The 26,909-nt window shown below is 49.0% G+C and carries 29 protein-coding genes; 17 read left to right on the forward strand and 12 right to left on the reverse strand.

The window, feature by feature from the left end:
- Nucleotides 1–215: 215 nt before the first annotated feature.
- The 3 genes from H6F88_RS28090 to H6F88_RS28100 all read right to left on the reverse strand — a co-directional run bounded on the left by H6F88_RS28090 (nt 216) and on the right by H6F88_RS28100 (nt 6,153).
- Nucleotides 216–2,282 (reverse strand): elongation factor G, encoded by a 2,067-nt coding sequence (locus tag H6F88_RS28090; RefSeq protein WP_190646112.1) that lies wholly within the window; start codon nt 2,280–2,282, stop codon nt 216–218.
- A 325-nt stretch (nt 2,283–2,607) separates the two neighbouring features.
- The gene (locus H6F88_RS28095; RefSeq protein ID WP_190646113.1) at nt 2,608–3,663 is read right to left on the reverse strand and encodes an AEC family transporter; all 1,056 of its coding nucleotides are present in this window, start codon (nt 3,661–3,663) and stop codon (nt 2,608–2,610) included.
- A gap of 60 nt (nt 3,664–3,723) precedes the next feature.
- Complete coding sequence (locus tag H6F88_RS28100) at nt 3,724–6,153, reverse strand: IMS domain-containing protein (RefSeq protein ID WP_190646114.1); 2,430 nt, start codon at nt 6,151–6,153, stop codon at nt 3,724–3,726.
- Between the two features lie 446 nt (nt 6,154–6,599).
- On the opposite strand from H6F88_RS28100, the gene pdhA reads away from it, so the two are divergent.
- Both pdhA and H6F88_RS28110 read left to right on the forward strand, forming a co-directional pair.
- Nucleotides 6,600–7,631: a pyruvate dehydrogenase (acetyl-transferring) E1 component subunit alpha gene (gene pdhA / locus H6F88_RS28105; RefSeq protein ID WP_190646115.1), complete on the forward strand. Its 1,032-nt coding sequence runs from the start codon at nt 6,600–6,602 to the stop codon at nt 7,629–7,631.
- A 95-nt stretch (nt 7,632–7,726) separates the two neighbouring features.
- The gene (locus H6F88_RS28110; RefSeq protein WP_190646116.1) at nt 7,727–7,984 is read left to right on the forward strand and encodes a chlororespiratory reduction protein 7; all 258 of its coding nucleotides are present in this window, start codon (nt 7,727–7,729) and stop codon (nt 7,982–7,984) included.
- On the opposite strand, the gene H6F88_RS28115 is transcribed toward H6F88_RS28110, so the two are convergent.
- Nucleotides 7,973–8,548 carry a DUF2854 domain-containing protein gene (locus tag H6F88_RS28115; RefSeq protein WP_190646117.1) on the reverse strand — a complete coding sequence of 192 codons (576 nt, stop codon included), beginning with the start codon at nt 8,546–8,548 and terminating at the stop codon, nt 7,973–7,975. The two genes, H6F88_RS28110 and H6F88_RS28115, sit on opposite strands and share 12 nt — an antisense overlap.
- A gap of 215 nt (nt 8,549–8,763) precedes the next feature.
- On the opposite strand from H6F88_RS28115, the gene H6F88_RS28120 reads away from it, so the two are divergent.
- The gene (locus H6F88_RS28120; protein ID WP_190646118.1) at nt 8,764–8,949 is read left to right on the forward strand and encodes a hypothetical protein; all 186 of its coding nucleotides are present in this window, start codon (nt 8,764–8,766) and stop codon (nt 8,947–8,949) included.
- Nucleotides 8,950–9,247: 298 nt separating this feature from the next.
- Here H6F88_RS28120 and H6F88_RS28125 read toward each other — a convergent pair whose 3' ends face one another.
- Nucleotides 9,248–9,646: a response regulator transcription factor gene (locus H6F88_RS28125; RefSeq protein ID WP_190646119.1), complete on the reverse strand. Its 399-nt coding sequence runs from the start codon at nt 9,644–9,646 to the stop codon at nt 9,248–9,250.
- 508 nt (nt 9,647–10,154) lie between these two features.
- Between H6F88_RS28125 and H6F88_RS28130 the strand changes: the two genes are divergently transcribed.
- The 4 genes from H6F88_RS28130 (at nt 10,155) to H6F88_RS28145 (ending at nt 12,725) form a co-directional block, all read left to right on the forward strand.
- Nucleotides 10,155–10,484, forward strand: coding sequence for a 2Fe-2S iron-sulfur cluster-binding protein (locus H6F88_RS28130; RefSeq protein WP_190646120.1), 330 nt, complete (start codon nt 10,155–10,157; stop codon nt 10,482–10,484).
- A 161-nt stretch (nt 10,485–10,645) separates the two neighbouring features.
- The gene (locus H6F88_RS28135) at nt 10,646–10,843 is read left to right on the forward strand and encodes a hypothetical protein (RefSeq protein WP_190646121.1); all 198 of its coding nucleotides are present in this window, start codon (nt 10,646–10,648) and stop codon (nt 10,841–10,843) included.
- A 4-nt stretch (nt 10,844–10,847) separates the two neighbouring features.
- Nucleotides 10,848–11,906, forward strand: coding sequence for a DUF3326 domain-containing protein (locus tag H6F88_RS28140; protein ID WP_190646122.1), 1,059 nt, complete (start codon nt 10,848–10,850; stop codon nt 11,904–11,906).
- A 240-nt stretch (nt 11,907–12,146) separates the two neighbouring features.
- Nucleotides 12,147–12,725: a CPBP family glutamic-type intramembrane protease gene (locus H6F88_RS28145; RefSeq protein WP_190646123.1), complete on the forward strand. Its 579-nt coding sequence runs from the start codon at nt 12,147–12,149 to the stop codon at nt 12,723–12,725.
- 9 nt (nt 12,726–12,734) lie between these two features.
- Here the strand turns inward: H6F88_RS28145 and H6F88_RS28150 are convergent, their stop codons facing one another.
- The 4 genes from H6F88_RS28150 to rplU form a co-directional block, all read right to left on the reverse strand.
- Nucleotides 12,735–12,968 carry a hypothetical protein gene (locus H6F88_RS28150; RefSeq protein ID WP_190646124.1) on the reverse strand — a complete coding sequence of 78 codons (234 nt, stop codon included), beginning with the start codon at nt 12,966–12,968 and terminating at the stop codon, nt 12,735–12,737.
- A gap of 36 nt (nt 12,969–13,004) precedes the next feature.
- Nucleotides 13,005–13,127: a hypothetical protein gene (locus H6F88_RS34205; protein ID WP_277882244.1), complete on the reverse strand. Its 123-nt coding sequence runs from the start codon at nt 13,125–13,127 to the stop codon at nt 13,005–13,007.
- Between the two features lie 58 nt (nt 13,128–13,185).
- Complete coding sequence (gene rpmA / locus H6F88_RS28155) at nt 13,186–13,470, reverse strand: 50S ribosomal protein L27 (RefSeq protein ID WP_190646125.1); 285 nt, start codon at nt 13,468–13,470, stop codon at nt 13,186–13,188.
- 96 nt (nt 13,471–13,566) lie between these two features.
- Entirely contained in the window at nt 13,567–13,998 is a 432-nt protein-coding gene (rplU, locus tag H6F88_RS28160; RefSeq protein WP_190646126.1) for a 50S ribosomal protein L21, read from the reverse strand.
- 220 nt (nt 13,999–14,218) lie between these two features.
- Between rplU and H6F88_RS28165 the strand changes: the two genes are divergently transcribed.
- The 3 genes from H6F88_RS28165 to H6F88_RS28175 all read left to right on the forward strand — a co-directional run bounded on the left by H6F88_RS28165 (nt 14,219) and on the right by H6F88_RS28175 (nt 18,000).
- Entirely contained in the window at nt 14,219–16,279 is a 2,061-nt protein-coding gene (locus H6F88_RS28165; protein ID WP_190646127.1) for a thioredoxin domain-containing protein, read from the forward strand.
- A 313-nt stretch (nt 16,280–16,592) separates the two neighbouring features.
- Nucleotides 16,593–17,285 carry a GntR family transcriptional regulator gene (locus H6F88_RS28170; RefSeq protein ID WP_199333837.1) on the forward strand — a complete coding sequence of 231 codons (693 nt, stop codon included), beginning with the start codon at nt 16,593–16,595 and terminating at the stop codon, nt 17,283–17,285.
- A 13-nt stretch (nt 17,286–17,298) separates the two neighbouring features.
- Nucleotides 17,299–18,000 carry a haloacid dehalogenase type II gene (locus tag H6F88_RS28175; protein WP_190646128.1) on the forward strand — a complete coding sequence of 234 codons (702 nt, stop codon included), beginning with the start codon at nt 17,299–17,301 and terminating at the stop codon, nt 17,998–18,000.
- A 77-nt stretch (nt 18,001–18,077) separates the two neighbouring features.
- Here H6F88_RS28175 and H6F88_RS28180 read toward each other — a convergent pair whose 3' ends face one another.
- Nucleotides 18,078–18,512, reverse strand: coding sequence for a peptidoglycan-binding protein (locus H6F88_RS28180; protein ID WP_190646129.1), 435 nt, complete (start codon nt 18,510–18,512; stop codon nt 18,078–18,080).
- A 179-nt stretch (nt 18,513–18,691) separates the two neighbouring features.
- Here H6F88_RS28180 and H6F88_RS28185 point away from each other — a divergent pair, with 179 nt between their 5' ends.
- The 4 genes from H6F88_RS28185 to H6F88_RS28200 all read left to right on the forward strand — a co-directional run bounded on the left by H6F88_RS28185 (nt 18,692) and on the right by H6F88_RS28200 (nt 21,797).
- A complete protein-coding gene (locus tag H6F88_RS28185) occupies nt 18,692–19,582 on the forward strand; it encodes an EamA family transporter (RefSeq protein WP_190646130.1) in 891 nt (296 codons plus the stop codon).
- 653 nt (nt 19,583–20,235) lie between these two features.
- Nucleotides 20,236–20,547, forward strand: a complete 312-nt coding sequence (locus tag H6F88_RS28190) for a response regulator transcription factor (RefSeq protein ID WP_190646131.1) — start codon at nt 20,236–20,238, stop codon at nt 20,545–20,547.
- A 20-nt stretch (nt 20,548–20,567) separates the two neighbouring features.
- Nucleotides 20,568–21,254 (forward strand): polysaccharide deacetylase family protein, encoded by a 687-nt coding sequence (locus tag H6F88_RS28195; protein ID WP_190646132.1) that lies wholly within the window; start codon nt 20,568–20,570, stop codon nt 21,252–21,254.
- Nucleotides 21,255–21,485: 231 nt separating this feature from the next.
- Nucleotides 21,486–21,797, forward strand: coding sequence for a hypothetical protein (locus H6F88_RS28200; protein WP_190646133.1), 312 nt, complete (start codon nt 21,486–21,488; stop codon nt 21,795–21,797).
- On the opposite strand, the gene H6F88_RS28205 is transcribed toward H6F88_RS28200, so the two are convergent.
- Nucleotides 21,774–22,685, reverse strand: a complete 912-nt coding sequence (locus H6F88_RS28205; RefSeq protein WP_190646134.1) for a phytanoyl-CoA dioxygenase family protein — start codon at nt 22,683–22,685, stop codon at nt 21,774–21,776. The two genes, H6F88_RS28200 and H6F88_RS28205, sit on opposite strands and share 24 nt — an antisense overlap.
- Nucleotides 22,686–22,819: 134 nt before the next feature.
- On the opposite strand from H6F88_RS28205, the gene H6F88_RS28210 reads away from it, so the two are divergent.
- Nucleotides 22,820–23,533, forward strand: coding sequence for an ABC transporter substrate-binding protein (locus H6F88_RS28210; protein WP_190646135.1), 714 nt, complete (start codon nt 22,820–22,822; stop codon nt 23,531–23,533).
- Nucleotides 23,534–23,556: 23 nt separating this feature from the next.
- Here H6F88_RS28210 and H6F88_RS28215 read toward each other — a convergent pair whose 3' ends face one another.
- The gene (locus tag H6F88_RS28215; protein ID WP_190646136.1) at nt 23,557–24,093 is read right to left on the reverse strand and encodes a DUF937 domain-containing protein; all 537 of its coding nucleotides are present in this window, start codon (nt 24,091–24,093) and stop codon (nt 23,557–23,559) included.
- 179 nt (nt 24,094–24,272) lie between these two features.
- Here H6F88_RS28215 and H6F88_RS28220 point away from each other — a divergent pair, with 179 nt between their 5' ends.
- Entirely contained in the window at nt 24,273–24,635 is a 363-nt protein-coding gene (locus H6F88_RS28220) for a caspase family protein (RefSeq protein WP_190646137.1), read from the forward strand.
- 186 nt (nt 24,636–24,821) lie between these two features.
- Nucleotides 24,822–26,885 carry a hypothetical protein gene (locus H6F88_RS28225; protein ID WP_190646138.1) on the forward strand — a complete coding sequence of 688 codons (2,064 nt, stop codon included), beginning with the start codon at nt 24,822–24,824 and terminating at the stop codon, nt 26,883–26,885.
- Nucleotides 26,886–26,909: the final 24 nt, after the last annotated feature.

Here is a 26,909-nt window from a genome sequence, read left to right on the forward strand (position 1 = left end):
CTTTCTTGAATTGCCTTGGCGATCGCTCGTTGGAGCATCGCAGCCCGAATGAACCCTTGCCGATTAATGGAGGAAGCTCCAGTTTCTCTTAGTCAAAGGAATCTGGAGCTTCTGAATTGGGTTACCAAGCTCCGGGCTGGTAACGAGAGAAATAAGAAGGTAACTGCTCGATTTGGATGAGCAGGATGTCCATCCCACAAGACTCTTGAACCTTACTAGTGGTTACCGTTGTCATTCCCATTTGTCTTACCGTTGCCGTTGCCACTCTTTGCTAGTACTCGATCCATCAATTTATCGGGTACTTCCTGGAGGTGGGCAAACTGCCAGCGGAAAGAACCAACGCCCTGGGTGAGCGATCGCAATTCCACAATCAGATCATGCATTTCAGCTTGGGGCAGGTAAGCAGACACTTCATCCCAACTGCGCCAGTTGAGTTTAGCCTCGTAGCCTAAAATTTGTCCCCGACGGGTGCTGATCAGGCGCAACACGTTGGAGGTGAAGTCGGTAGGAACGGAGATGGCGATCGCCACTACGGGTTCTAGCAAAGCAGGTTCACAGCGACGTAACCCTTCCTGCATGGCAATTCGAGCCGCTTGCTTAAACGCCTGCTCAGAACTGTCTACAGAGTGATAGGAACCATTCGTCAACGTCACTGCTACATCCACCACTGGGAAACCTAGTGGACCGTGCGTCAAATATTCCCGCACTCCCATTTCCACTCCGGGAATGTACTGTCTAGGCACGACTCCACCAACAATCGTTTCATTGAAATTAAACCCTTCACCTCTTTCCAGCGGCTTGATTTCCAAGTAAACATCGCCAAATTGCCCGTGACCGCCCGTTTGGTGCTTATAGCGACCATGCACCGATGCAGCCGATCGCCGAATCGTTTCCTTGTAGGGCACCTGAGGCAGATGGGTTGAGAGCGGCAAGCCATACTTGCGCCGTAGCCGATCGAGCGCCACCAGCAGGTGAATGTCACCTTGTCCCCAGAGAATCACCTCATGCGTATCGCCGTGCTGCTCCCACACCAGAGAGGGATCTTCCTCCACCAGTTTGTTGATCGCACTGCTCAGCTTTACCTCGTCGCTGCGTTTTTCTGGAGTCAGCGCCAGAGCATAGACCGGGTCAATTCGTTCTGCTTTAGGCAAGGCATTGGCTAGTTGTGCGTCAGTACTGAGCGTATCCCCAGTTTTAATGCCTTCCAAACGACCCAGCGCTACGATCGCCCCTGGTGCTGCTGTGGTCAGGCTTTGTTGCTGCTGTCCCATCAACTGATAGATGCCGCCAACTCGTACCCCGTTAAGAACTGCTCCATCACTGATAGTGCCCTGCCAAACTCGGACGAGAGAGAGCTTGCCGCCCTGGGGAGTGCAGTAGGTTTTGAGCACTTGTGCTAATGGATTGGCTCCAGCCATCGTGATGCCCCGTCGTTTAGTGGTTGCTTCGGGGGCAGGGGCTTCACGCAGTAGGGCATCCAGTAGCGGCCTCACGCCAAAATCTTGCTCTGCCATGCCGACAAACACAGGCACAATCAGGTCTGCGCCCAGTTCCATCTTCAGGTCTTGCCAGATTTCTTCCTGAGGTGGGTCAATTTCTTCTAAGAGTTCTTCTAAGAGGTGATCGTCAAAGTTTGCCAGGGTTTCCAGCATTTCAGTACGGGCTGCCCGTTCCTGATCTTTAAGTGCATCGGGTAGCGGCACTGGATCGGCAGGGGCACCGGGATGATATTGGTAAGCCTGTTCGCTCACCAAATCAATGAAGCCTGTAATCTGCTCACCCTGCTTGATTGGATACTGGTGCAGCACCAACGGACGGCTGGAAACTGACTGCAATGCCTGAAGCACTTCGGCAATGTTGGAGTGGGCGCGATCCATCTTGTTGAGGAAAATCAGGTGGGGGATTTCCCAATCGTCTAAAAATTGAAATAGGGGGGAAAGGTTGAGAACGCGATCGCAATCGGGTTCACACACAACGACTGCTGCATCCACACCAATCAAAGCATTGTAAGTTTCTTGAGCAAACTCAACCGAACCTGGACAATCGAGGAACGTAAAACGAATGCCGCCGTACTCAGTACTGGCGGCATTAATTTCTACAGTCATCTGGCGATCGCGGGCTTCAGCAGTGCTATCTCCGACGGTGTTGCCATCAACCACCCTGCCTTTGCGAGAAATTGCTCCCGTTACTGATAGCAAACTCTCTAATAGTGTGGTTTTACCGCTGAGATAGGGACCGACGATCGCCACATTTCGTGAGCCAGAAAATACTCTTTCGTTCATAGGATGCTCACTCCCGTTCTAAATAAAATGGGTACAGAAAGTGAGGCAGGAATTTATTTCACTGCCTATTTGAAACGAAGCAAACCTAACTGCAAATTAAATAGCCTGACAGAAACCTAATCTCAGCAAAATGGTGCTGAAGCGCTGATGCATGAAATAGATCTGTGTTTGGTCTGTAGCTTGATAAATGGAGTTTCTGTCTCCTGCTATACCTTCAGATTAACCCGACCCTAACTTGGCATAATCGCTTAGTTAGGAAAGTTTATCTGAACGGGATCACGATAAACTTCTGTCATAGATCGTTACGTTTAAGGTTTCGATTGCTTTAGAAAATAGGGCGATCGCCAAATAAAAATAGCCAAATGGGGATCGTCACAAACAGCATAATTGTTGTTAGAACAATTATGCTCGCAATCAGATCGCGATCGAGTTCATATTCCTCAGCCAAGATTAAACCGGCAAAGGCTGTTGGCATTCCTGACATCAGCACCAGTGCCAGTCGTGGCTCGGCTGGCAATCCAGCTAGCGTAGCGACTAAACCGACTAAACTCGGAACTACAAACACTTTAAGAACGGCTGGCACCAGTGCTAGCCGTAAACTGTTCCACCCCTGAAGCTGGCTTAGCCGCATCCCCATCAGCAGCAGCGCGGTTGGAATAATTACCCAAATACAGGAATGCAGCCCTGACTCCAGGATGGAAGGTAACTCGACCGCACGAGTCAGATATCCCACTGTGAATGCCCAGAGCGACGGCACGGTTAAGATATCTCGAACCAGGGTGCGCCAACTAATTTGATGCACCGATCGCCCAAAATAGCTTGCCAGAAACACGCCGATTCCATAGGTGCCGACTACATTGTGGGTAATGCTGTAAAACACAATCCAGCCCAAATAATCCTCTGAGACAAAAGCAGGGGCGATCGCCAGTCCCACAAAGCCTGTATTACCAAACATGGATGACAGAATGAAGCTGCCTTGACGCGATCGCGCTTCCCAAAAATTGACGGCGGGTTGTTCAGTAATAGAGGAAGTGGCGATCGCGTGTAGAGATTTTTCTGCGATCGCCTCCTGTACAGGAGCATCCGTTTCACCGCTATTCAAACGCGTGTTAGAGGCAGTTTTTCTGACAATCTGAAGACTAGTCCAGGCTAAAACTAACCCGCAGATTAGAATGGCGATCGTTGCCAGGGGTGCTAAGCCAATCTGATCAGCAAAGTTGGTCTGCCGTGCTAGAGCCAGAATTTCTAGTGGAATACCAACCCAATAAAGGCTGCGTCCCAAAAAACGGGGCAGCGAATCAGGCAAAAAGCGAAATAACAGTAACCCTAGTCCAGTCCAAAACAGCAGCGGAACGTAAGCCTGAAACAGGGTATCTGTCATGCCGTGTAAAAGATACAGAATATCAGCTACAAAGTAGCTTACTCAGAAAAGCCCCGCGAATCAAAGCTGCTCAATACTTTCGATCCGCCATCCTTCTGGCTGGCGTACCAGGTCATAACGTACCCGCACCGTGCTGTCATAGGATTGGCTGAGGTTAACCCGACCGTTCTGATAAAGTTCGCCGACCTCAGACACCTCTGCCACGATCTGAGCTTCGGCTGAACTGGCACTACTCGCTGGAACGGTGTCGGTTGGGCTGGCGCTGCCGACCGCGGATGCATCAGGTGTAGCACTAGATTCTCCTTCGGTTGCGCCTTCGGTTGCGCTTCCGACTCCACTCTGTTCGGCTCCCTCAACCTGTACTGAGACAATCTCATGCTCATATTCCCAATATGAGCTAGTTTGCCGTAGTTCCTCCGCAAAGTATTGCTGTTGAGACAGCGCTTCTCCCGTCAGGATCTGACTGAGTTGATCAATCGCATAGTCTGAGCCACGAGCCTGCGACTTGGTGGATAGCCAAGTCGCAATCACCTGTTGGGCGACTTCCTCAGTCATCGGCGCATTCGGATCATTCGGCGTTTGCGCTTCAGCCGTTACTTCTGGAATGGGTACGGGTGGCTGACTGATCTGGATTTGAAGCTGCTCTCCCTGTAATGAGGGACCTCGGTTGAACAGCAAGCCATAAACTCGGCTAAGCAAAAATCCCAGAATAACAAAACTCAACAGCCCAATCGCGGCGATGAATAGCAGGCGATCGAGTTTGGGACGGCGATTACCTCCTATCCGGCGGGCTGGAGTTAGTTCTGCTTCAGTGGATGAAAGTCCATTTGAAATTAGCCCTCGCTTCCGCTCAGCAGGGTTAGGGGTAGAAGGCGATCGCGAAGCAATACCCGTAAGGGGTCGCCCTCCCTTGCCCCCATTCGCGGTGGCGTTTCCGTTTTTTGCGTCTGGTGAGAGTTGTGAAACCCGCTCTGCTGCTGGCATCGTTGTCCCATTCGTACCTGTCTCCGCGTAGGCTGCTTTAGAGTCGATGGTCGCAGTCGCCGCAGGTGTAGCAGTCGAAATGCTATTCTGCCCTACCGTTTGCCCTACTGTTTGCCCAACAGTGCGTGTCCGAATATCAGAGATACTGCCTGCCTGCCCGACAGGTGTTTGTCTATAGGAAGGTACAGTAGCCGTCTTAACCGATGTCCACTGGTTTGCGGGTTCTGGCTCATTGGGCAATTCCTCCAGGTAAGCCTGCACCTGCTCATCGGCAAAGTAATCCTTTAAGGAGGCTTGCTGTCGTGCCAGGTCACGAAAGTGGGGAAAGACTTCGTTTTGTAGCCAGCGTTCGCCGTACAGACACAGCCCTGGCAGTAAGTCAGGGGACCCTTGAGAATGTTCGCGAATGAAGGCTAGCGACTCATATTCCTGGCTCAGTTCTAGAGCGCGGCTAGCTTCTTCAGTTTGCCCCAGCAGCAGCGCACAGACCGCTTGCTCTAGATGCACATCCTGTCGGGCACCCAGGCGAATGAGCATCAGCTTGGCTCGACGAATCAAAGCGGGCTGACGTTGGGCAAATCCTCTTGCTAGCAATGCGTAGACTGCTAAGTAGGTGGCTACTGCGGAAGGACGACGTGCTTCGGCTTCAAATAGCGTTTGCTGCTCAGTTGCCGTGAGATAACCGCGCAACTGCTGGACAAACCGCAGGAAGTCGTCAATGTTTAGCCCTGACTGGTCGTCACCCGTGCCATCAATGCCGCCTCGATCTTGCAGCATGTCGCGCAGCAGCTTCAGCCCCTGTCGTCGCTCGGTTTCGTGATGCTCTGGCAGGGCTAACAACTCTAAGATGCGATAGGGGCGCAACTTGAATAAGTCAGACTGCATTTCCCCCCGGACGCTGGCAAAAACGCCCTCTCGCAGCAAAAGTTCCTGTCCCGTTTCAAGTGACTCTGCAGCATTTTCGTATTGCCCTTGCTGCCACTGTTCTCGCCCTAGTTCCAGGCAAGCGAAGGCAACCGTCAACACAATGTCAGCTAAAACGATATCGGGCTCGCCAAACCGTCCATTCTTAAGGGGAACGCTGCCGCTGCTAAGGTAAGGACGACCTAGCTTTAGCACCAATTCATATTCGCCTAGCTCAAGCAAGATGAGCAGAGCGCCAACCAGTTCACTGTCTTGAATCTCAATGCTGGGAGTGTAAGGGTCAGCAGTAGGGTCAGTGGCGATCGCTGTTCCCCCGACATTCCCATCAGCCGCATCAACTCTGCCCGCTTCCAAATCGTAGGATTTTGCCAAAAAGCCTGCATCATAATCGCGCCGCTGGTCGGAGTCAGACAAGACGGCATAAGCCTCATCCAAAAGCTGCTTGCGGGCAGCGATCGCCGCCTCTGAATATTCCCGGCGAGGAAGCTGGAGCGCGCGATCGCGGTGAGCCTGCCGCAACTGTTCAGCAGTGGCCTGAATCGGTAAGCCTAGTATTCGGTAATAGTCGAGCGGAATTCGCACAGTCCACTTCCCCAGCAACGAGCAACTCGATCAGATAAAGGTATCGCATCCAAGCCATCAGCAACCACTACATGCCTTTAAAACGGGCATCACGTGCCATCAGGATAGTGTCACTATCATAACTGGCATCGTTTGCAGAAATTTACTCCTCAGCATAGTCAAAAAACGGCTAAATTTAACATAAGTTTTACCCAGTTGGGATGTTAACTTGGATTTTTGGGGCTTGGGGGTTTGGGGTTAGGGAGCAGGGCTAGTTAAAATTGCACATAAATGAGGATTGCATATAAACGAAGATTGCACATCGAGAAAGATAGAGAAATGTCGCGAATAAGGGATGGTCACGCAACTCTTCACCTAATCCTCAGCCTCTAATCCCCATTCTAAAATCAGCCACCCGTCAGGGTATAAAGAATTAATGCGCTATTCCGCGAGGATACTGTAAATCAATGGTTCAAGAACGAACATTACCAGTTATTTCGGCTGCTTCAACCTCTGTAACCCGTGACGAAGGACTGCGGCTCTACGAAGATATGGTTTTAGGGCGCACCTTTGAGGACAAGTGCGCCGAAATGTACTATCGGGGCAAAATGTTTGGGTTTGTCCACTTGTACAACGGGCAGGAAGCAGTCTCGACGGGTGTAATCAAGTCGATGCGCTCAGATGATTACGTCTGCGGCACCTACCGAGAACACGTTCATGCTCTCAGTGCTGGAGTTCCGCCCCGTGAGATCATGGCTGAGCTATTTGGCAAAGTGACGGGTTGTAGTAAAGGTCGAGGCGGGTCAATGCACCTGTTTTCTGCTGAACACAACCTGCTAGGCGGCTACGCTTTTGTGGCTGAGGGAATTCCTGTCGCTACAGGCGCAGCTTTTCAATCTAAATATAGAAAAGAGGCGTTGGGCGATCGCACGGCTGATCAGGTGACAGCTTGCTTTTTTGGCGACGGTGCAGCCAACAACGGTCAATTTTTTGAATGCCTGAATATGGCGGCTTTGTGGAAGTTGCCGATCTTATACGTGGTGGAAAACAACAAGTGGGCGATCGGCATGGCGCACGAACGAGCCACTTCCCAGCCAGAGATCTACAAAAAAGCCAGCGTGTTTGGAATGCACGGGGTGGAAGTAGACGGTATGGATGTTTTGGCGGTGCGGGCTGTCGCTCAAGAGGCGGTTGCTCGTGCCCGTGCTGGCGAAGGGCCGACGCTGATCGAAGCGCTCACCTACCGTTTTCGCGGACACTCCCTGGCAGATCCAGACGAACTGCGCTCTAAAGCCGAGAAAGAGTTTTGGTTTTCGCGCGACCCGATCAAGAAACTTGCTGCACACCTGATCGAGCAAAATTTGGTTAATCAGGACGAGCTAAAGGAAATCGATCGCCGCATTCAAGCAACGATCGAAGAGGCGGTGCAGTTTGGATTGGATAGCCCCGAACCTGACCCCAAAGATCTCTACCGCTACGTCTTTGCAGAAGATGAGTAGGCATTGATGAAGCCACAAAAATTTTGAGACGTGAAAGATTCGTTTTCACGTCTCAAAATTTTTAAAGAACACCCTCGAAGTTTAGAGGAGCCAAAATGCCAGATCCGATCATGTATCAGGAAGACGCGTATGTCGTACTGGAAACCAACCAGCCTGAACAGTTTTTTACGCCAGCAGAGCTACTTGAAAAACTCAAAGGAGTTTTGGCACAGCGGCAGGACGACTTGCCTAGAGACTTACAGCGGTTTGATAGCGTAGACGCGCAGGCTCAATACCTGATGGAAACCTCTTGTGAACTGGATGTCGGCCCAGACGAATTTCTCCAATGGTACGTAGTGCGTCTAGAGAAGTAGACTACGCCTGGGTGGGGGCTCGGCTGTCGCAGCAACGAGCGCTACATCGACCCGTTCCTCCTCTGGCTGGGTTAGCTCAACCCGTAAACCCGGCCCAAAAAAACGCTCCATCTTGTCTTGCTTTTTCTGCCAAGTTTCAAACGAAATCAGCGGCGACTCAAACTCTAGAATCAGCGCATAGGCTCCTGCCATGTCTTCCTCTCGCAAACGTTCGAGAACAGGCCGTTCTTCATCCGTGGGACTGAGTCCTAAATGCTCCAGAGAGCTATCTAGATGCGCTTCCTGCCCATAGCGAAAGCGAGTCACATCTTTGCGAATCTGATTTTGAGTCGAGGTAGCCTGCTGTTCTCGTAATGCCACAACGGACGGTGAGGCAGTGACAAGCGGCACAGGCTTTAGCTCAGCAGCTTTGAGCGCCAGTCCGCCTAACAAAATTGGAATGCCGTAAAAGAAGCCAACTAGATTTAGGGTGGCATTGGCTGAGAAATAGGCCACAAACCCCGTAACAGATAAAATACCGCCCACAATTAAACCCAACGTTCCTAGAGAAACTTGACGCAACATAATTAGTAAGTTCGCAGCCTAAGATAAATTCAGCGGTTGTTTGCCATGCACTTGTTCATCGTCTCTGAATGACGGGATGAATGCAACCCAGCTACAATGACCACTGGATGTGATCTCTTAGGAACCTGATGTGGCGATCGCCCTTTACCAAAGGTTCTTCTTTCAAAGAAGCATCCAACTTATTCCCAGAACAGCATCAGCGGAGAATAGTATCGATGTTAGACCCCCAAACCCTTCGTGAAAGAATCAAGCTAATTGAAAGTAAGCGTGAATCTCTGCTGAGATTGTTAGAACAGCCAGACTTAGGCACGTTGAGAATTGACGTTAATCAGGCACTTGAAGAGATCGACGACCTGATTGACGAATTCAAACGAACTTTTCCTGAAAGTGAGCTTAATTAACGTAATTCAGGTTATTTCAATTCCCCTTAAAGCTTAAAGCCGCATATTTTGGAGGTTAACCCGTTTACGCGAGTTAGGCTCCAAAATATGCAGCTTTGCTAGGAACAGTATCAATTTGAATCAATTAACGAATTAGCGCAGGTATATAGAGAGCAAGCAAAATAACTTCTGCCTTGTAATGCGATCGCGCCTGATGCTTCAAGGATACTACCTTAAAATTTGAAGAAGTTTAGCCTTCAAACCTTATGCTGAAAGATTTAGCAGAGTATGGTGCTTTTCTAATATTTTTGACCCTGCGTTAACGATTAATAGCGCGTTCACCCAGTTGATTAACAACATCAACTAGCTCTTGAATCGGTACTGCCTTCTCACAAAAGGCATCAATTTTAGCAGTTTGAATCATCACCTCCACCTGTGGATCTTTCACTGATGAATAAGCAAGGATCTGGACATTGGGATACAGACTTTTAATGTGGTTAGAGGCACTTAGACCATCCATAATCGGCATTTGGAGATCGAGAATTACCACATTGGGTCGATGCTGTTGTACCATCTCGATCGCCTCCTGACCATTGCTAGCCAGACCGACTAACTCAATATGAGGCTGTCTTTGTAGCGCCAGCTTTAGGCTAAAACGCACAAGTTCATGGTCATCAGCAACAAGAACACGAAGCTTAGAATGTTTGTAGGGCAGCATCACGATAGAATGAATGGACTCGAAGGACGTTAAACTACCTCGGCTGGAGCTTATAACTTAACTATTAGTTTAAGCAGAATAAAGCTCTAACTCCCTCTACCGTTCGAGCGAACCAAGCTAGGTAGGCTTCATCCTTTCACGGTATTGAGTCCTGGCTGAAACGCGAGATAATTTGCGAAAAAAAGCCTGCTTCTAGAGAAAAAGCAAGAATATAGGCTGTTAATCGCTCTAAAGTTACTTACGACTTGCCCGAATTATATGCCTGCCAAATCGTTCTTGACTACTCTTTGGTGGAACTCTTTATCAAAAAATCTAAGATTTATAAGTTCATAAGAGCTGAAATTTAAGTCAGCCTATTCTTGGCTTATGCGAGTCTAAAACCCTAGGTCTAAAACCCTAACGGACGGATTATAAAGACAAGTCTTGGAAATTCCGTGAAAGAATAGAGAAGCCGCAGTTTAAAAGACGCAACCAACAGGCAAAATTCAATCTGACCATTTAATGATTTATGACTAAGACGCATACTGTCGAGATTTACCACCAAGGCGCAACTAAAACCCTGACAGTGCCCGAAAATCAAACAATCTTGGAAGCTGCTCAGGCTTCAGGGCTAGATTTGCCCTATTCTTGCAGTGCAGGAGTCTGTACGACCTGCGCGGCTCAAATTTTGGAAGGAACGGTAGACCAAAGCGACGGCATGGGGATCAGTCCTGAGATCCGAGAGCAGGGCTATGCGCTGCTGTGTGTAGCTTATCCTCGTTCTGATCTAAAAATTGAGACCGAAAAAGAAGAGGTCGTCTATCACCTCCAGTTTGGACAGTTTCAACAGCGCAAGTAGCTGCTATAAGTTGCTATCACCAGTCGTAGACCAACTGTTTGATCGCTACTCGATGGCACACGGATGGTAAACGACATTTGACAGTGAGTAACCGTTCGACAATAATTGGCTCGGCTGACTCACTCATCTTTCAATTCAGTTCATTCAGTTGATCTAGCTATATGACGACTCATTTTATTGACGCCGAGGTTGCGATTCAAGAATCGCCTGTTGAAATGCATCGAGCTATTGAGGCTGAGCTGCAAAAGCGGGGAGAGCCGCTGCGTTGGGCTGTGACGGCTGTAGATGTAGCAACCCAAAAGGTACGGGTTGAAGCAGTTGTCACGACAGAGGATGTAACTCTAGCGCAACAGGGCTGATTGTTTGAGCCAGCGTTTGTATACGACTGTTTTAATTGTTCCGACAGGGATCGGGGCATCTGTTGGGGGATACGCAGGGGATGCACTGCCCGTGGCTCGGGCGATCGCCCAGGTCAGCGATCGCCTGATCACTCACCCTAACGTCCTCAATGGCGCACAGCTTTACTGGCCCTTACCCAACGCTTTCTATGTAGAGGGGTATGGGCTAGATCAGTTTGCAGCAGGCAACTGGGGATTGCGACCCGTCCATCAAAACCGAGTAGGGTTGGTTTTGGATCAGGAAATTGAACCAGAATTGCGGCTAAGGCACCTCCAGGTTGCGGATGCCGCTAGAGCCACACTGGGTCTATCTCTGACTGATTATGTTGTGACTGATATGCCATTGGGGGTTGAGCTACGTCAGGCTGCCTCTGGTGCAACTTGGGGCACGATTCAGCGTCCAGATAGCCTGCTGCGGGCGACCGAGAAGTTGATCAAACAGGCAGGTGCAGAGGCGATCGCCGTCGTTGCTCGGTTTCCCGATGACACAGGAAGTGAAGCCCTGCAAGCCTATCGTCACGGTCAGGGCGTTGATCCCCTGGCAGGTGCAGAGGCAGTGATTAGTCATCTGGTAGTACGAACCTTTCAAATCCCTTGTGCCCATGCTCCGGCCCTTTCTCCTCTGCCGCTTGACCCAAAGCTATCTCCGCGCTCAGCCGCCGAGGAGTTGGGTTACACCTTCCTACCTTGCGTTTTAGTGGGTCTGAGTCGTGCCCCACAGTTTGTGAAATCTTCAGCCCAATCGTTAGCTCAACCCGATCACCTGTGGGCAGATCAGGTGGATGCACTGATTGTTCCGTCGAGTGCCTGTGGTGGCAGCGCTGTTCTCAGTCTGAGTCACACTGCCCAGATCATTGCAGTTCACGATAACAAAACTCGAATGCAGTCTTATCCAGACGCTTTAGGAATTTCAGCCCTTCAGGTCAATTCTTATCTGGAAGCATTAGGTGTACTGGTGTCCCATCGAGCTGGCATCAGCCCCGCTGCCTTACAACCTCAAATGGGCTCAATAGAGCTGCTTTGAAAAGTAGGTCTATTACCCGTAACAGATCGAAAAATTGCTAAGAAGAAAACTTTCTGAATCCTGGTTTTGAGTCCCAACTGGCTGATCTTGCGCTATCTTGCGAGTACTGCGAGTAAAGTCATTGGGTTGAGCGATTTTGCTTCAAATAGATTTCGTTTGAAATAGATTTGAAATAGAAAAGACGTTCTTCGCAAACTCTATCTTTGTAAGCACTCAACTTTCTTAATTTTTCTATCTATTGTGACTGAGCAGCTTCCTCAAGAGCCAACTGTAGAGTCTCTAACCCGTGTGCAAATCCTGGTAGCAATGGCGGTGACAGCTATCATTTTGTTGCTTGTCGCCCGACTGTGGCTACTATTTGACTCTGTTTCCCTGTTAGCGGTAAATCTATCTGTCAATGCCTTACTGATAGGATTGGGGATAGGATTGGGGATCACGACCGCTAGTGCGATTGTTTATCGCCTCTGGTCTAGCTATCAAAAGAGTGCCGATTATTATCTAGAATTGGTGCTTAAACCATTAATTTGGTTTGATTTGATCTGGCTGGGGTTGCTGCCCGGTTTAAGCGAGGAATTGCTGTTTCGTGGAGTGATGTTGCCTGCGATCGGGCTAAATTCTTTTGGGGTTTTTGTTTCTAGCATTTGTTTTGGAGTGCTTCACTACAGCGGTTCACAGCAGTGGGCTTACGTCATTTGGGCGGCAGTTATTGGGGGCGTACTGGGAATCAGCGCTCTAGAAACAGGAAACTTGCTGGTTCCCATTGTGGCTCATATCACTACGAATTTGATTTCAAGCTGTATGTGGAAAGTGAAACACTAGGGCTGAGTATTAAGGTTGAGTATTTGGTTCTACCTGCTGCACACAACCGTCTCGGATTGCATCTTTCAAGATAGCTAGAAGTGTGCGATCGCGCCTTGCCAAATTGGCTGTGCCACTTACTTGCTGAATGTAAGCATGGGTAGCAGGAGACAGTTTTCCGGTTGCTAGGGCATTGCGTACACAAAATTCAAGATTGGCATCTAGGTCGTTCCGCAAAGCGCTGCTGACAAAGTTTGCAAACATTTTTGTTCGGGTAGAGGTAAATGAAGATTCAGGATTTCACCCATAAATTCCTGAATTCTTGCCCTTCACTTTCCCATCCGGATAGTTTGCATAAATGTAATGAATTTTAGCGATCGCCATCAACCTATAAAAAAGTCCGAGTCCGCCATGAAAGGACATGACAGACTCGGACCTGATCAAATTGTATTTGCTACGCGAGTGTATTTACTACGCGAGCCTATGCTGATACTGCTGCGGGTTCGGAAACTGCAACTGGGTAAACGCTTACCTTCTTGCGGTTCTTACCCCGACGCTCAAATGTGACGACTCCATCAATCAAAGCAAACAGCGTGTCGTCGTTGCCTCGACCTACGTTTGAACCCGGATGAACTTTAGTGCCCCGTTGGCGCACTAAGATGTTTCCTGCTCTGACAACCTGTCCGCCATAGCGCTTGACCCCCAGGCGTTGAGCATTAGAGTCACGACCGTTACGGGTACTACCTGTTCCTTTCTTATGAGCCATAATCGTTCCTGCGATCGCTATCTACACGTATTTATCTAACTTAAGCTTAACTGGCGAACCAGTTTCCCGTGAAGCAAATCAGAGACTAAAGGGCGATCAGGATTCTGAATCCTGTGCCTCTTCCTCTGCTGCATCTGCTTCAACTTCAGCGCTCTTAGAAGCAGTCTCTTTAGAAGAAGTTGCCTTTGGACTGTCACCTGCGATGACAGAACCATTCAAGCTGATGGAGTGAATCATCAAGCGGGTTAGTTCTTGACGATGTCCTTGCTTTTTGCGGGTTTTCTTCTTGGGACGCATCTTGTAAACGATGATTTTGCGATCCCGAAGATGACGTAGCACAGTTGCTTCTACTGTGGCACCCTCAACTAGAGGCTGACCCACCGAAGCATCTCCGTCCTGATCAATAAACAGAACTTGCTCAATCGTGACCTGCTCGTCTTCGTCAACTGCAAGCCGTTCGACATCGTAAAAGCGACCCGGCTCAACCCGTAACTGTTTGCCGCCCGTCTCGATAATTGCGTAAGCCATAAAATTCGTCCTAATGGATGCCGTACAGGTAACTGGCTTATATCTCTCAGCTAAACACCAGTTTTAAAGCTTTGAAGAACCTGATCCGAGCAAGTAAACAACCAGTTAACCATAATGCCTAATTTAAAGGGATAGTGTCAAGCAAAGTTGGATGCATGTTGAATTGGGTCAAATTCCTTAGACTCGGAAAAGATACCCCTGACGAGTTCTAACTGCCCCCATGCCAAATCGTCTTGCTCAGGCACAGAGCCTCTACCTTCGCAAACATGCCGAAAATCCAATTAACTGGTGGTCTTGGGACGATGAAGCCCTAGAGACGGCAAAGGGAGAAAACAAACCGATCTTCTTGTCCATTGGCTACTCTAGCTGCCACTGGTGCACGGTGATGGAAGGCGAGGCGTTTTCGGATGAGGCGATCGCCGACTACATGAATGCCAACTTTCTACCGATCAAGGTAGACCGGGAAGAGCGTCCCGACCTCGACAGTATCTATATGCAAGCACTGCAAATGATGGTCGGGCAAGGTGGTTGGCCGTTAAATATATTTCTCACTCCAGTCGATCTCGTGCCTTTTTATGGGGGCACCTACTTTCCGCTGGAGGCAAAGTACGGGCGACCGGGATTCCTTCAGGTGCTTCAAGCCATTCGCCGCTTTTATGACAGCGAGACGGAGAAAGTAGAGTCTGTCAAAGCAGAAATCCTGGCAAATTTACAGAGTGCAGCGGTGCAGTCGGCGGCAGGTGAACTCGGAAAAGATCTGCTGCGGCTAGGGTTGGAGTACAGCGCTGGAATTCTTAGCTCTAGAGGCATGGGCAACAGTTTCCCTATGATCCCCTACGCCGAAGCGGCTTTGCGAGGCGTGCGGTTTCATTTTGCCGACTCTAGATATGATGCAGCTACAACCTGTCAGCAGCGAGGGCTAGACCTGGCGCTAGGCGGAATTTTTGATCACGTTGCAGGTGGATTTCATCGCTACACCGTTGACTCGACCTGGACAGTGCCCCATTTTGAAAAGATGCTCTACGACAATGGGCAAGTCGTTGAGTATCTAGCAAACCTTTGGGGAGCTGGATTTGAGGAACCTGCCTTTGAGCGGGCGATCGCCCAAACCGTTGAATGGCTGAAGCGAGAAATGACTTCCCCTCAAGGCTATTTCTACGCTGCTCAGGATGCTGACAGCTTCGTCACTTCCTCTGATATAGAACCAGAGGAAGGCGCGTTTTACGTCTGGCACTACCAGGACCTATCAGAATTGCTCGTTGAAGCAGAACTGAATGAACTAGCAGAGCAGTTCACCGTCACTGCCGATGGCAACTTCGAAGGACAAAATGTATTGCAACGTCGCCAACCGGGACAACTCAGCGACACGACAGAGCTAATTCTGAAGAAGCTGTTTGCCGTCCGCTATGGCGCACTGCCGGAAACCGTAATTACCTTCCCGCCTGCTCAAAACAACCAGGAAGCCAAATCCCAAAACTGGGCAGGACGCATTCCCTCAGTGACAGATACCAAAATGATCGTTGCCTGGAACAGCCTGATGATCTCAGGACTGGCAAGAGCCGCAGCGGTTTTACAAAAGCCGGATTACTTGAAATTGGCGAGTCAAGCAGCCAATTTTATTTTGAATCATCAACGGGTGGGCGATCGCTTCCAGCGGCTCAACTACAACGGCAAACCAGCAGTCTTAGCTCAGTCCGAAGACTACGCCCTATTCATCAAAGCTCTACTCGACCTTGATCAAGCCACCCAAGCCCTTCCTAACCCGCAATCCTCCTACCTCACTCACGCCGTCAAACTTCAAACAGAATTTGACGACTTCCTCTGGAGCGTTGAACTAGGAGGGTATTACAACACGGATGCTAGCAGTGATTTAGTTGTGCGAGAACGCAGTTTTGACGATAACGCTACCCCGTCTGCTAATGGAGTGGCGATCGCCAACCTGGTACGACTTGCCCTGCGAACCGAAGACTTGCAGTATCTCGATCGGGCTGAACAGGCACTTCAAGCATTTGGTGGCATCATGAGCCGCTCGCCCCAGGCTTGTCCGACCCTGTTCACAGCGCTCGACTGGTATCGCAACTACACTCTGGTTCGTACTACTGCTGAGCAAGTTGAGGCGCTGATCAGGCAGTACAGTCCTGCGGTGGTTTACATGCTTGAAACCAATTTGCCTCAACAGGCAGTAGGGTTGGTGTGTCAGGGCTTGAGCTGCAAGGAACCAGCTCTGAGTGAAGCACAATTACAGCAGCAGGTCGCGCAAAGCCAAGTACGAGAAGGATAGTTAGTGTTTCCTGAGCCTTATGGATTTCTCGTTCCTAATCTCTAATTTGGTAACAGTGGAGAGTCCCCCTGTGGGGGCTTAGCATTCGGCAGATAAACCCCGGAATAGACCCGGAGACTTTGCCCGAATGCTAAGCCCCTACGCTAGCTGGACAACAAACTAGATGTCTCCAAATTGGCTCTAGGTTCTAAATTTAGACGGCGATCGCCAAAACATCTAATTACTTCTTCAATTGTAGATTGTTAACAATCTACAATTGACAATCTATAACTCAGTCTTTTATCCTGAGACGAACGCATTTAAGACTTTGCTTGTGGAAGCCAAATCGTCCTCCTTGACCGTGACTCCACGCAGCCTTGATCACCAAGCTGCGGATGTGATTCGTCAGCAGATTCTCAGTGGTTCCTTTCCACCCGGGCATCGGCTGATCGAAACTCAACTAGCTGAAGCGCTTGACCTGAGTCGAGGAACGGTGCGATCGGCGCTACAGCAGCTTACTTACGAAAATTTGGTGGTACAGCTGCCTTACAAGGGTTGGCTGGTGCCACCACTGCGATCGCAAGATGCCTGGGAGCTTTACACCCTACGGAGCGGGCTAGAAGGGTTGGCGGCGCGTCTGGCGGCTCTGGCGATCACACCAGAGAAAGCAATTCTGCTCAATCGGTCTTTTCAACAGTTAGTGGATGCGGCTCAACGGGGTGATCGCAACGCAGTTAATGAATTTGATTTTGCAATTCACAAAACCATCATTCAGTTAACAGAACATCGACGTTTGCAAGAGCAATACAAAATTATTGAGCAGCAGATCCGGCTTTACATTACTGCCTGCAATACGCTGCTGGAATTTGATCTGTCAGAAATCGCCGACCAGCACCAATCGATGGTGAAAGCAATTTGTTGTGGAGATGCGGCTTTAGCCCAGCATATTGCTCAAGATCACAGTACTGCTGATGGCGAAACTTTAGTTAAATACCTGCAAGAACTGGAAGCCAAGAATTCAAAATAATGGGGGTGTCACGATGCTAGATTTTAGCCAGTATGAAGCATTAACGTTTGATTGCTACGGAACTATTATTAATTGGGAACAGGGAATTTTGGAGGCAATCAAGCCTGTTCTAGCTGCATACCAACTTGGGATAGATGACTCTCAAATTCTGGAGCTTTTTGCTCAGTTAGAAGGAGAAAATGAAGCAGGAGAATATCAGTCCTACCGCAGTGTTCTTGGACAGGTGATGCAGCAGTTTGGCGAGAAGTTGGGCTTTGTTCCGACTTCAGACCAGCTTAATTGTTTGGCTGATTCTATTCAAAACTGGCAGCCTTTCCCAGATAGCATTGATACACTAAAACGTTTAAAGCAACAGTTTAAATTGGTAATTATTTCTAATATTGATGACGATCTGTTTGCCTTCACGGCAAAACGTTTGGGCGTCCCGTTTGATTTTGTGATTACGGCTTTTCAAGCCAAAAGCTATAAGCCTTCAACGCACAATTTTGAATTTGCGTTTGAGAAAACAGGCATTCCGCGTGACAAGATTTTGCACGTCGCGCAAAGCATTTATCACGATATCGTGCCTGCCAAAGCGTTGGGATTATCAACCGTCTGGGTCAATCGTCGCCATGACCAAGCAGGGTTTGGTGCAACGCTGCCAGCCAGCAGTCAGCCAGATTTAGAAATACCGAATTTAGAAACGCTGGCAAAGCTGGCGGAAGGTACAGCTTAGTTTCTCGGTTAGCTCCAGGGGCTAAGACTTGCTAGCAGCACGGGTTACGCTTTGCTAACCCAGCCTACAAGAGCTACTTACCCTGTTACCCCTTCACTCACCCACCCCTCTACAACACAGACTCGTTGTCGCAGCAGTTTCTTCACCTCTTCGTTTAGCTTTTGGCGAACCGTTGACCCAGCAATACCTGTCATCGGCATATCATGCGACTGCTGAAACTGCATCACTGCTCGAATCATTCGGGGACCATAAAATTCGTTGATTGGAAGTTGGGCATTGATGGTCAGATTAAGGCTGTGCTGTAAGTTGCTGATCAGTTGTCTGGCTCTTTCACAGGTTGGCTGATCGACCTTTCCGGTAATCGGTAAGCCAAACTGAGCCTGAAATTCTTGAACGGCTGCTTCGGTATACAAATCAAGTAGATTGCCGTGATTGCCGTTAAGTCCGTCTGGACCGAGGCTATAGCCAAGATTGTGGAGCATCGTCTTGAACTGACTGATCGAATAGGTCATTGCAGAAATTCCTTGACACGGGGCTATTTGCCAGGAGATTCACCGATCGCTCGTTATGGGACGGATTCCTGACTGTTCTTTAATTTGCTTCAGCCTAGTGTGCCAAGGGGCGATCGCACCTCCCACCGCTGTATCACCCACCAGAGTGATTCTGGTTTACTCTGTTATTTCTAGGGCTCATGCCAAAATCTTCTCTCGCTTTTAGGCTGTCTCAGTCTACGGTTGGTTTCGCGGCAATTGCTTTGGCGGCAGTGCTTTGGGCGATCGCTGCAACCGTCGCTAGCAGTTTGTTTCAAGCAGGAGTCAGCCCGCTTGAGCTAGCCATGTTGCGGTCTGTCATCGCTGCTATCGGTTTGGGAATTGTCCATCAATGGCAACCTCAACCCAAGTTAGGCAACTGGCAAATTTTGGCGTTAGGGATATCGTTAGCTTTGGTTACGCTTGCTTACTACATTGCAATTGAGCGCTTGGCAGTGGCGATCGCCGTTGTCATCCAATACACGGCTCCGGTGCTGATTGTAGTTTGGGCAATGCTTAAGAACCGAAAAGCGCCTGCTTTATCTGTGACAATTGCATTGATTGCGGCGATCGCCGGAGTTGTCCTAATTGCAGAACTGCCAGCCGGAGACTTTGAGCTAGACGGCTTAGGGCTATTCATGGCTTGTTTGAGTGCGCTGTTCTTTGCTTCCTATACCTTGCTGAGCGAATCTGTTGTTGCCACCTACGGTGCTGTAGGCGTGATGTTTCGGGCTTTCACGGTTTCAAGCCTATTTTGGATTGCGTTTCAGTTCACCCAAGGAGTGCCAGAGGCGCTTTTTGTTCCAGATCATTTATGGAGTGTTTTATTTGTTGGTCTTGGCGGCACGTTGATTCCCTTTTCCCTCTACTGTTGGGGAATTGAACAGGTGCAGTCAGAGCGAGGGGCGATCGCCGCTACCCTGGAGCCTCTAGCCGCCGCTATTTTTGCCTGGATTGGACTAGGGCAAACGCTATCAGTCTTGCAAATTTGGGGAGGAATATTGGTTCTGATGGCAGTAGTTTCGCTCCAAATAAAACATCAGCAATCCTAATTATCGCGTATGCCTTTAGGAGGAAATACGGAAATTCATCGCTATATTTATGTAACTTCTAATAATGGGATGAGTTCCAAAAGGTAAATTTAATGAAATCCTAATAACCCTAATAGATAGTTGCAGGTTTGGATTTTATCCTTTGAAGAGTTTCTTAAACGCCAAGCAGAATTTTTGTAACGTGGCGGTTATGAAGAGGTATGAAAAGTTCAAATTGTCGCCCCAATAGTTTCAGGAGGCTAACATTCAGCAGATAGGTCCGAATGTACCGGAGGTTTTGCTCGAATACTGCGTCCTCACAGGAACATTCGCTACTTTCAAACTCCTGATATATGTCAATTAATGTATTTATCTGAATTAAGTTCTAAAAAATATTTCTTCTCTGAAATATTTTGAAAAATAGCTTGAAAATGATCTTCTCAATAGCTAAAAAAAACAAAAGCTGTGAAGTATGGAATATTTGGCTATAACAGATTAGCCGAGGGATTTCTATGCATTTACTAGAAGGAAATCGATGACCGGACTGCAAGCTATATTTTTTATAGCGTACCGGATTTAGTATGAAATCATCACAAAACTATGTCCTAATATTAGGTCGGCCCTCTGATGATCTTCAGATGCTACAGGCGTTACTGGAGCATCTAAGTTGTCCTATGGTCTTTGCAAGTTCTATAGATCAGGTTGTCGCAAAAGTTAGCCAGATGTCTCCTTACCTGGTCATTTTGGCAGGAGACGGACAAAACTGGTCACAGGCTTTGGTGAAAGACCTGCGAGATGCCGCCAACACTTGCGAAACTACCATTGTGGCGCTGACAGACTGCAATGCGCCAAGCTGGGTGCATCAAGAAGAAAATCCGGGATTCGATGGGTTTCTAGTCAAGCCGATCAGCAGCGATGTTTTAACTTCACTCGTTCAATCTGCTTGGGCACGTCAGACTTACTGTTCTGCCAGTTATGCAAGCTGAGGCAATGTAAGCTAAGGTTTATGCCTCTTGCCCCATTCTTACCCTTTATCTATCAGGTTTTAAGTCCAACTTTTCCAGGTTGTCTGTGGGCTGGAAGCGCGACCTCTCCAGCGATCGCCCTCAGTTTTGACGATGGCCCTCACCCTCAACACACACCACAACTGCTTGAGGTGTTGGATCATTATCAAATTCCTGCAAGTTTCTTTTGGTTAGGGGTTTGTGTCAATCATTCCCCTGAGATTGCACGAGCCACTTATCAGCGCGGTCACTGGCTCGGTCTGCATGGCTATACGCATCGTTCCTTTCCCCGCTTATCTGCGCTTGAACTGAAACAAAGCCTGGAACAAACCCAGATGGCGATCGCCCATGCCTGCCAGCTGGAAATGTCCTACGTACAGCGGCAGATTCGAGATGTTCGCCCGCCGAATGGGCTGTTTACCCCCCAAACGCTGACATACCTGCGGCAATGGAACTACCGCCCCGTGATGTGGAGCGTTGTGCCAGAAGATTGGGTGCAGCCCGGAGTTGAAGTTGTGATTCAGCGAGTGTTAAAACAAACTTGCAACGGATCGGTAATCGTGCTGCACGATGGGCATCATGGAGGAGTGGATGTGGCAGCGATCGCCGCTCAAATTATTCCTCGCTTATTGCAAGCAGGTTATCGCTTTGTTACCGTTGATCAGCTTTGGCAACAGCGACAACTTTAAAGGAATCCCTTCTAGCTATTTGAAAATTTCACCCAAAACCCTAACTAGGCATTTATACTGAACATGTACATCTGTTAACAATCATTTACTAATAAGAATAATTCATTGCAAAAGCTGTGTTCTATCGGATTTGCTCAAGCATAAGTCAGAGTATTTCACCTGTTGGTTGACTGTCTCGTCGGGTTTTGCTTTCACAGATTACACCGCTAGAAAAAACAGAAAATCTCTATTGTGTTGCCTCCAGTTTTAGACGAAGGAGCTATCTCTCCCTTCAAGTTTTGGTTTAACGACAAGATTCAGCACGGGATGTACTTCCGGAGCGAATTGTTTTATCGGCTGCACACCGTAGGGATTGAGCATCGAGCGCGACTATACCATTACGCTTGCAGGTTAGCGCGTCACGATGCAGTTATCGTCACCGCATCGGATGCAGATTGTAGTGTCTGGGTTAGCCTCCGTAGCCCCAGCATCACTGCCCTCAGCTTGCGGAGTGAACTCTTTCCCCCTCTGATTGATGTTCTACAAGAGGGCACCGACAACTGAGGGAGTTCTAGAAGCGGCGATCGCATCTTCGCAGTAGTCAGATAAGAAAGCAGTGCGGTAACCGTCACGAGTCCAAAGAATAGGGAAGAAGTTTTCATCCATCGTGGTTTCCCCGACTCGCTTGTAGCGTCCGTAAATGTAGCCCGCACCCGTCGGCTGAAACCGTGCCTCAGAGCTAAGCGTGTGAACGCCCAAGCTGCGTCTGACGCGATCGCTGCGATAGTTTTTGCCAGACCCGTGCCAGATTTTGCCGTGATGAATCACGCAGCTTCCTGCTGAAATTTCAATCGGCACAACTTGAGGATTGCTCACCCCTACCGCTGCCGCTGCCCGTTCCATTGCCGAGCGATAGTGACTTGTGGGTGCGTGAAATTCTCCTAGCTCAGTCACTAAGCCCCATTTGTGAGAACCAGGCACGTACTCAATCGTGCCAATATCGGCGCTGGTGTCGTCTAGCGCAATCCAGCAGGTGATCATCTCGGTTGGCTCGATGTAGCTGATGTAAGTCGCGTCTTGATGCAGAGAAACTTCTTTGGCTCCGGGAGGCTTGACCCAGACGCTATCTTGACCGATGCGGGCACCGGACCAACCCGCTAAAGTTGCGGCGAGTCGCCCAATTTCGACAGAGAGGGCAACGCTGGCGATCGCCAGATCGCTTTTCCAGGCATTACAGATTTCACGAGTCACGTCAGGTAGGCTCAGACCCGGTCGCCAGTGCCACTCGTCGGGATAAATACCCGTCTCAAAGTTGCCATGAAATAGAGGATCAAGGCGATCGCCCAGCCGCTTGACCAAATCCGCGTCAATTAGATTTTCGACCACCAAAAAACCGTCTTCTTGAAAGCGATCGATTTGCTCCTGACTGATCTGAATCGGTTCACGGCTCATTAGCGCTACCCCTGGATGAAAATCTTCAGAAGCCTGTTATAACAAGATGCGAATTGAGGGATTGTAGCTTCAGTCACGCTTCCCTTCAGAGCAACAGGCAAGAATTCTGATCTAGTAAGCAGTGGGGTGAGCAGATGGGTTTCAGTACGGTTCGACCGGGGCAGTTGGCGATCGCCGCCAGTAATTTTGATGCTCGTCCGATGAGCTGTGTGAACGGCGATCAGCGCTTAGGATATGAACCGGATGTCGCTCGTGCCGTTTGCCAAAAGCTCGGGCTAGAACCTGTCTGGTTTAATTTACCAATGGCAGACTTTTACCCCAGCCTGCAAACCGGAAAATACGATGTTGTCTGGTTTAACCAGGCAGTCACGCCAGAACGCAAAGCTTGGGCAGATTTCACTCAGCCCTACGGCATCTTTGACGAAGCAGTGATTGTCAGAGCCGACAGTGCCGCCACTTCTCCAACAGATCTGGCAGGGCTGCGTGTTGGCGGTTTGGCAGACAGCACAAATTTGGCTCTAGCCGAAACCTTTCCCAATGTTCAGATTGTTCCTTTTCCTGGCAGCGACAAAGTTCTGCCCGAAATGCTAGAGGCATTACGTCAGGGCAAAATTGATGCCCTGATCGATGATGAACTGGTGCTACTCGTTGCTGCTGAAGAAGACCTATCGCTGCGAATTGCCTTTAGCATTCCAACCCAGGTGCCGTTTGGCATTGCCGTTCGTCCAAGGCAACCTGGACTGCATGGGGCGATCGCCCAAACCCTGACAACTCTGCTCCACGACGGCACTCTGGCTAGCCTCTGGTCAAAATGGATTCCCTGGAAACCTTTTCCATTGCCTGACTAAAGCACCTCTTCAGGTCAGTTTCTTCAACGACGATTGAGGAATTGGCTTGCTAGTGAGATGGCATCGCCAATGTCTACGTCGCGATCGCCATCACTATCTAAAAACGTACTCAAAACCGAGTTAGCACCCCCGCCACTTGCCTGGGAACCCTGCTTATTTGCTCCACTTTGCAGAAGCTGAAGCACAATCGGAATCAGCGTCGGCAGCATTGCCAAAATTGTCTCAGCGTTAATCCCTGTTTTTTGGGAAATAGCTTGAGCTACCTGCTGCTGTTGGGCCGGTGAAAACAGTGCTTGAACCGCTGCTGCATTGGGAGAAGTGCCGCTATATTGATTCACAATCGCTTCAGCATTTGACCGTCCGCCTGCTGCCTGCTGCTGTTGGAGTGCTGAACGGACATACCCGCCCACAGTAGACAACAAGGTTTGAGTCTGCGATGAATCAACGCCCTGATTATTCGACAGTTGCTGCACTGTATTGATAATGCTGCCAAGCTGTGACGAACTAGCCTGTTGATTAGGATTATCGATCGCACTCACAATCTGATCAAAAAGTCCCATACTTCTACTTCCTATAACGAAGACTCGACTCCAGATTAGCCTCTTGAGTCACCACGGACAAAGCAGGAATTCTTAACCGTATTACGATACAAAGAAGTGTGTTAGCGATCGCAAGAACCAATTCTCCCTGTACAAGAAAACATCAGCATTAGAAGCACAGACACTCTAAGTTTGACTGCATGGCGCGATATGCACTGATTGTCGGAATTACTGAGTATAGCCATTTACCCAGGCTGAGCAAAGCCGCAGAGGATGCAGAGGCGATCGCCCGGCTACTCCAACAACACGGCAACTTTGAAAACATTAAGCCGTTGCCTGCTCATTGGTTACTAGCCGAAAAGCGCGAAGCCGTTAGTGCTCAGCAATTGCTCACGGGTGAATTGTTAGGGCAAGCTCTGCAAACATTTCTGCTAGAGCAAGCAGACGGTAAAGATGCCTTAATTTATTTCAGCGGTCACGGAATAACGACGACGGACAGCCTAGGAGAACAAGAAGGATATCTGGCGGCTTCTAATTGTCAGGTCGAGCAGAAAAACGGATAGATTATTGAGCAACGCTATGGCATCAGCTTAGATAACGTGAGTTCGGGTTAAGCTAAACGCTGCAAGGTTTGGTATAAAAGGCTTTAGGCAAAGGGTATTGCTGTAGGCTCTTCTCAATAAGGTTGTTTATTGAGAAAAATTGCATCTGTGGACCTTGCTGACAATAGCTTGATTCACTGCAACGAAATGAGGTACGAAAAATCAGGGGTTCTGACGATTTCTTATCCCGAACTCACGTTAGATAGACTCAATCGGCTGATTCGTCGTTCTAATTTAAGTAGCCTGGTTGTGTTGCTAGATTGCTGCCACAGTGGCTATTTTCTGGAGCGTCGTCTAACTGAGCAAACCCTAACTGCCTTTACTGGAAGACAAGACTATTGTCTCATTACCGCAAGCCGCAGATTTGAGCAAGCTTGGGAAGGTGAGGAGTATAGCGTCTTTACAGAAGCAGTGCTGAAGGGACTCTCACTAAACAATCAGGATGAAGATGGTAATGTAACGGGCGATCGCCTATTCGACTCAATTGCCAGAGAACTGCGGCAGAGTGGACAGGAACCGATTCGCATGGGAATTGGGCGATCGCTCACATTAGTCAGCTACCGTTCTCAAATCATTGAGGCTGAGATTAACAAAACCTGTCCCTATCAGGGTTTAGCAGCATTCACGGCTGAAACGAAGCAGTTCTTCTTTGGGCGAAAGACGGTCGTCGAACAGCTACGGCAAAAGCTGGAGCAGTCTAACTTTGTGGCACTAATTGGCGCATCGGGCAGCGGCAAATCTTCTGTTGTGCGGGCAGGGCTAATTCCTTGGCTAGAAGAGCTTGGCTGGCAGATTTTGCCACTGATCAAACCGGGATTTCAGCCGATTGCAGAGCTAAAGCGATCATTTGCCAGTCGGTTTCGTCGTCCTCAAGAGATTCGTCAGGTGCATGAACTGATCGATGCCGAAAACCTGTCAGCGGTAGTGAATCTGCTGCATGGATCGGAGCGTCTGTTGCTAGTGGTCGATCAGTTTGAGGAGGTGTTTACGGTGTGTGGTGAGCAACCGGAACAAGAGAAGGAACGCCGCCGCTTCATTCAACTGTTGACTCAGGTAGAAAGCCAACGGTTGGCAGTCGTGATCACCATGCGAGCAGACTTCATGGAACCTTGCTTGAACTATACGTCGCTGATCCAGCAGCTTGATCATGCCGTTTACATTCCACCTTTGGAGGGGGAAGGGTTAGAAGAGGCGATCGCCAAACCTGCCCAGCTTCAGGGGTACACGATTGATCCAGGACTGCTAGCGCTGATTTTGCGAGATGTAGCTAAAGAGAAAAACTGCCTGCCGTTGTTGCAGTTCACCTTACAGAAGCTTTGGGAACCTGCCACTGATAATAAACACCGACTCACCATTGAGCAGTATGAACGGCTTGGTGGTGTGATCGGAGCGCTTGATCGCTATGCTCAACAGATTTGCGATCGCCTCACACCTCAAGAGCAAGACTGGGCAAGACGGCTCTGCCTGAAGCTAGTGCGAACCGGAGAAGGCACACGAGACACCCGACAGCGACAGCCCAAACGAGAACTGCTGGGACTCGCAGGCGATGATCTACAGGCACAAACCACCATTCAGTCAGTGCTAACCGATCTGGTGGATGTCCGGCTACTGGTAACAGGAGAAGAAGCAGGGGAAGCTTGGGTTGATCTTGCCCATGAAGCACTAATGGAAGGCTGGCAGCAGTTTGCCGAATGGCGACAGTCAGACCGGGAAGTAAGACAATTGTGCGATCGGATAGAGGTTGAGATGCGAGAGTGGGCAAGAAATAGGCAAGATAGTGATTTTTTGATGTCGAGTCGTTTATTAGTTCAAATAGCTAGGAAATGGTTAGAGATAAAGCCTTATCTGAGTAGTTCAGCTCACGAGTTTTATCAGCGTAGTTATGAGCATGAACGAGAAAAAATCTCTTATGAAACAGAAATCAATGTATTCAAAGAACAGCTTCAAGAATTACGTGTGCAACTTACTGCCAAACTCCAAGTGCTAGAAGGAAGGAACTCAAATGCAGAAGACTCTGAAAGAAGTAATGTCTCACGCCAATCCTCAGAAAGGGCTAGATTAGCAACCGAACAACTTTCAGTAGAGCAGCTTGAACTAGTAGAAACTAATGTGCAAAGTATTTCTGACCTCAAGCAAGAAGTAGAGGATTTTCTAGAGCGAGCCGAACGTTTTGAGCAACGCATGTATTTTGCTGAAATAGCAGCAGGTTAGTTAAATAAAAATCAAGAATTTCTA

This window comes from Oculatella sp. FACHB-28 (assembly GCF_014696015.1).
Taxonomy (GTDB): domain Bacteria; phylum Cyanobacteriota; class Cyanobacteriia; order Elainellales; family Elainellaceae; genus JAAUTN01.

Coding starts and splice junctions, on each gene's coding strand:
- H6F88_RS28115 (WP_190646117.1), bottom strand. CDS start 8,548: ATGTTGCGTCAAGTTTCTCTAGGAACGTTGGGTTTAATTGTGGGCGGT.
- H6F88_RS28130 (WP_190646120.1), top strand. CDS start 10,155: ATGACTAAGACGCATACTGTCGAGATTTACCACCAAGGCGCAACTAAA.
- H6F88_RS28185 (WP_190646130.1), top strand. CDS start 18,692: ATGCCAAAATCTTCTCTCGCTTTTAGGCTGTCTCAGTCTACGGTTGGT.
- H6F88_RS28110 (WP_190646116.1), top strand. CDS start 7,727: ATGCCAGATCCGATCATGTATCAGGAAGACGCGTATGTCGTACTGGAA.
- H6F88_RS28195 (WP_190646132.1), top strand. CDS start 20,568: ATGCCTCTTGCCCCATTCTTACCCTTTATCTATCAGGTTTTAAGTCCA.
- H6F88_RS28190 (WP_190646131.1), top strand. CDS start 20,236: ATGGTCTTTGCAAGTTCTATAGATCAGGTTGTCGCAAAAGTTAGCCAG.
- H6F88_RS28150 (WP_190646124.1), bottom strand. CDS start 12,968: ATGTTTGCAAACTTTGTCAGCAGCGCTTTGCGGAACGACCTAGATGCC.
- rplU (WP_190646126.1), bottom strand. CDS start 13,998: ATGGCTTACGCAATTATCGAGACGGGCGGCAAACAGTTACGGGTTGAG.
- H6F88_RS28215 (WP_190646136.1), bottom strand. CDS start 24,093: ATGGGACTTTTTGATCAGATTGTGAGTGCGATCGATAATCCTAATCAA.
- rpmA (WP_190646125.1), bottom strand. CDS start 13,470: ATGGCTCATAAGAAAGGAACAGGTAGTACCCGTAACGGTCGTGACTCT.
- H6F88_RS28220 (WP_190646137.1), top strand. CDS start 24,273: ATGGCGCGATATGCACTGATTGTCGGAATTACTGAGTATAGCCATTTA.
- H6F88_RS28120 (WP_190646118.1), top strand. CDS start 8,764: ATGTTAGACCCCCAAACCCTTCGTGAAAGAATCAAGCTAATTGAAAGT.
- H6F88_RS28225 (WP_190646138.1), top strand. CDS start 24,822: ATGAGGTACGAAAAATCAGGGGTTCTGACGATTTCTTATCCCGAACTC.
- H6F88_RS28205 (WP_190646134.1), bottom strand. CDS start 22,685: ATGAGCCGTGAACCGATTCAGATCAGTCAGGAGCAAATCGATCGCTTT.
- H6F88_RS28135 (WP_190646121.1), top strand. CDS start 10,646: ATGACGACTCATTTTATTGACGCCGAGGTTGCGATTCAAGAATCGCCT.
- H6F88_RS28090 (WP_190646112.1), bottom strand. CDS start 2,282: ATGAACGAAAGAGTATTTTCTGGCTCACGAAATGTGGCGATCGTCGGT.
- H6F88_RS28210 (WP_190646135.1), top strand. CDS start 22,820: ATGGGTTTCAGTACGGTTCGACCGGGGCAGTTGGCGATCGCCGCCAGT.
- H6F88_RS28095 (WP_190646113.1), bottom strand. CDS start 3,663: ATGACAGATACCCTGTTTCAGGCTTACGTTCCGCTGCTGTTTTGGACT.
- H6F88_RS28175 (WP_190646128.1), top strand. CDS start 17,299: ATGCTAGATTTTAGCCAGTATGAAGCATTAACGTTTGATTGCTACGGA.
- H6F88_RS34205 (WP_277882244.1), bottom strand. CDS start 13,127: ATGTCCTTTCATGGCGGACTCGGACTTTTTTATAGGTTGATGGCGATC.
- H6F88_RS28125 (WP_190646119.1), bottom strand. CDS start 9,646: ATGCTGCCCTACAAACATTCTAAGCTTCGTGTTCTTGTTGCTGATGAC.
- H6F88_RS28165 (WP_190646127.1), top strand. CDS start 14,219: ATGCCAAATCGTCTTGCTCAGGCACAGAGCCTCTACCTTCGCAAACAT.
- H6F88_RS28180 (WP_190646129.1), bottom strand. CDS start 18,512: ATGACCTATTCGATCAGTCAGTTCAAGACGATGCTCCACAATCTTGGC.
- pdhA (WP_190646115.1), top strand. CDS start 6,600: ATGGTTCAAGAACGAACATTACCAGTTATTTCGGCTGCTTCAACCTCT.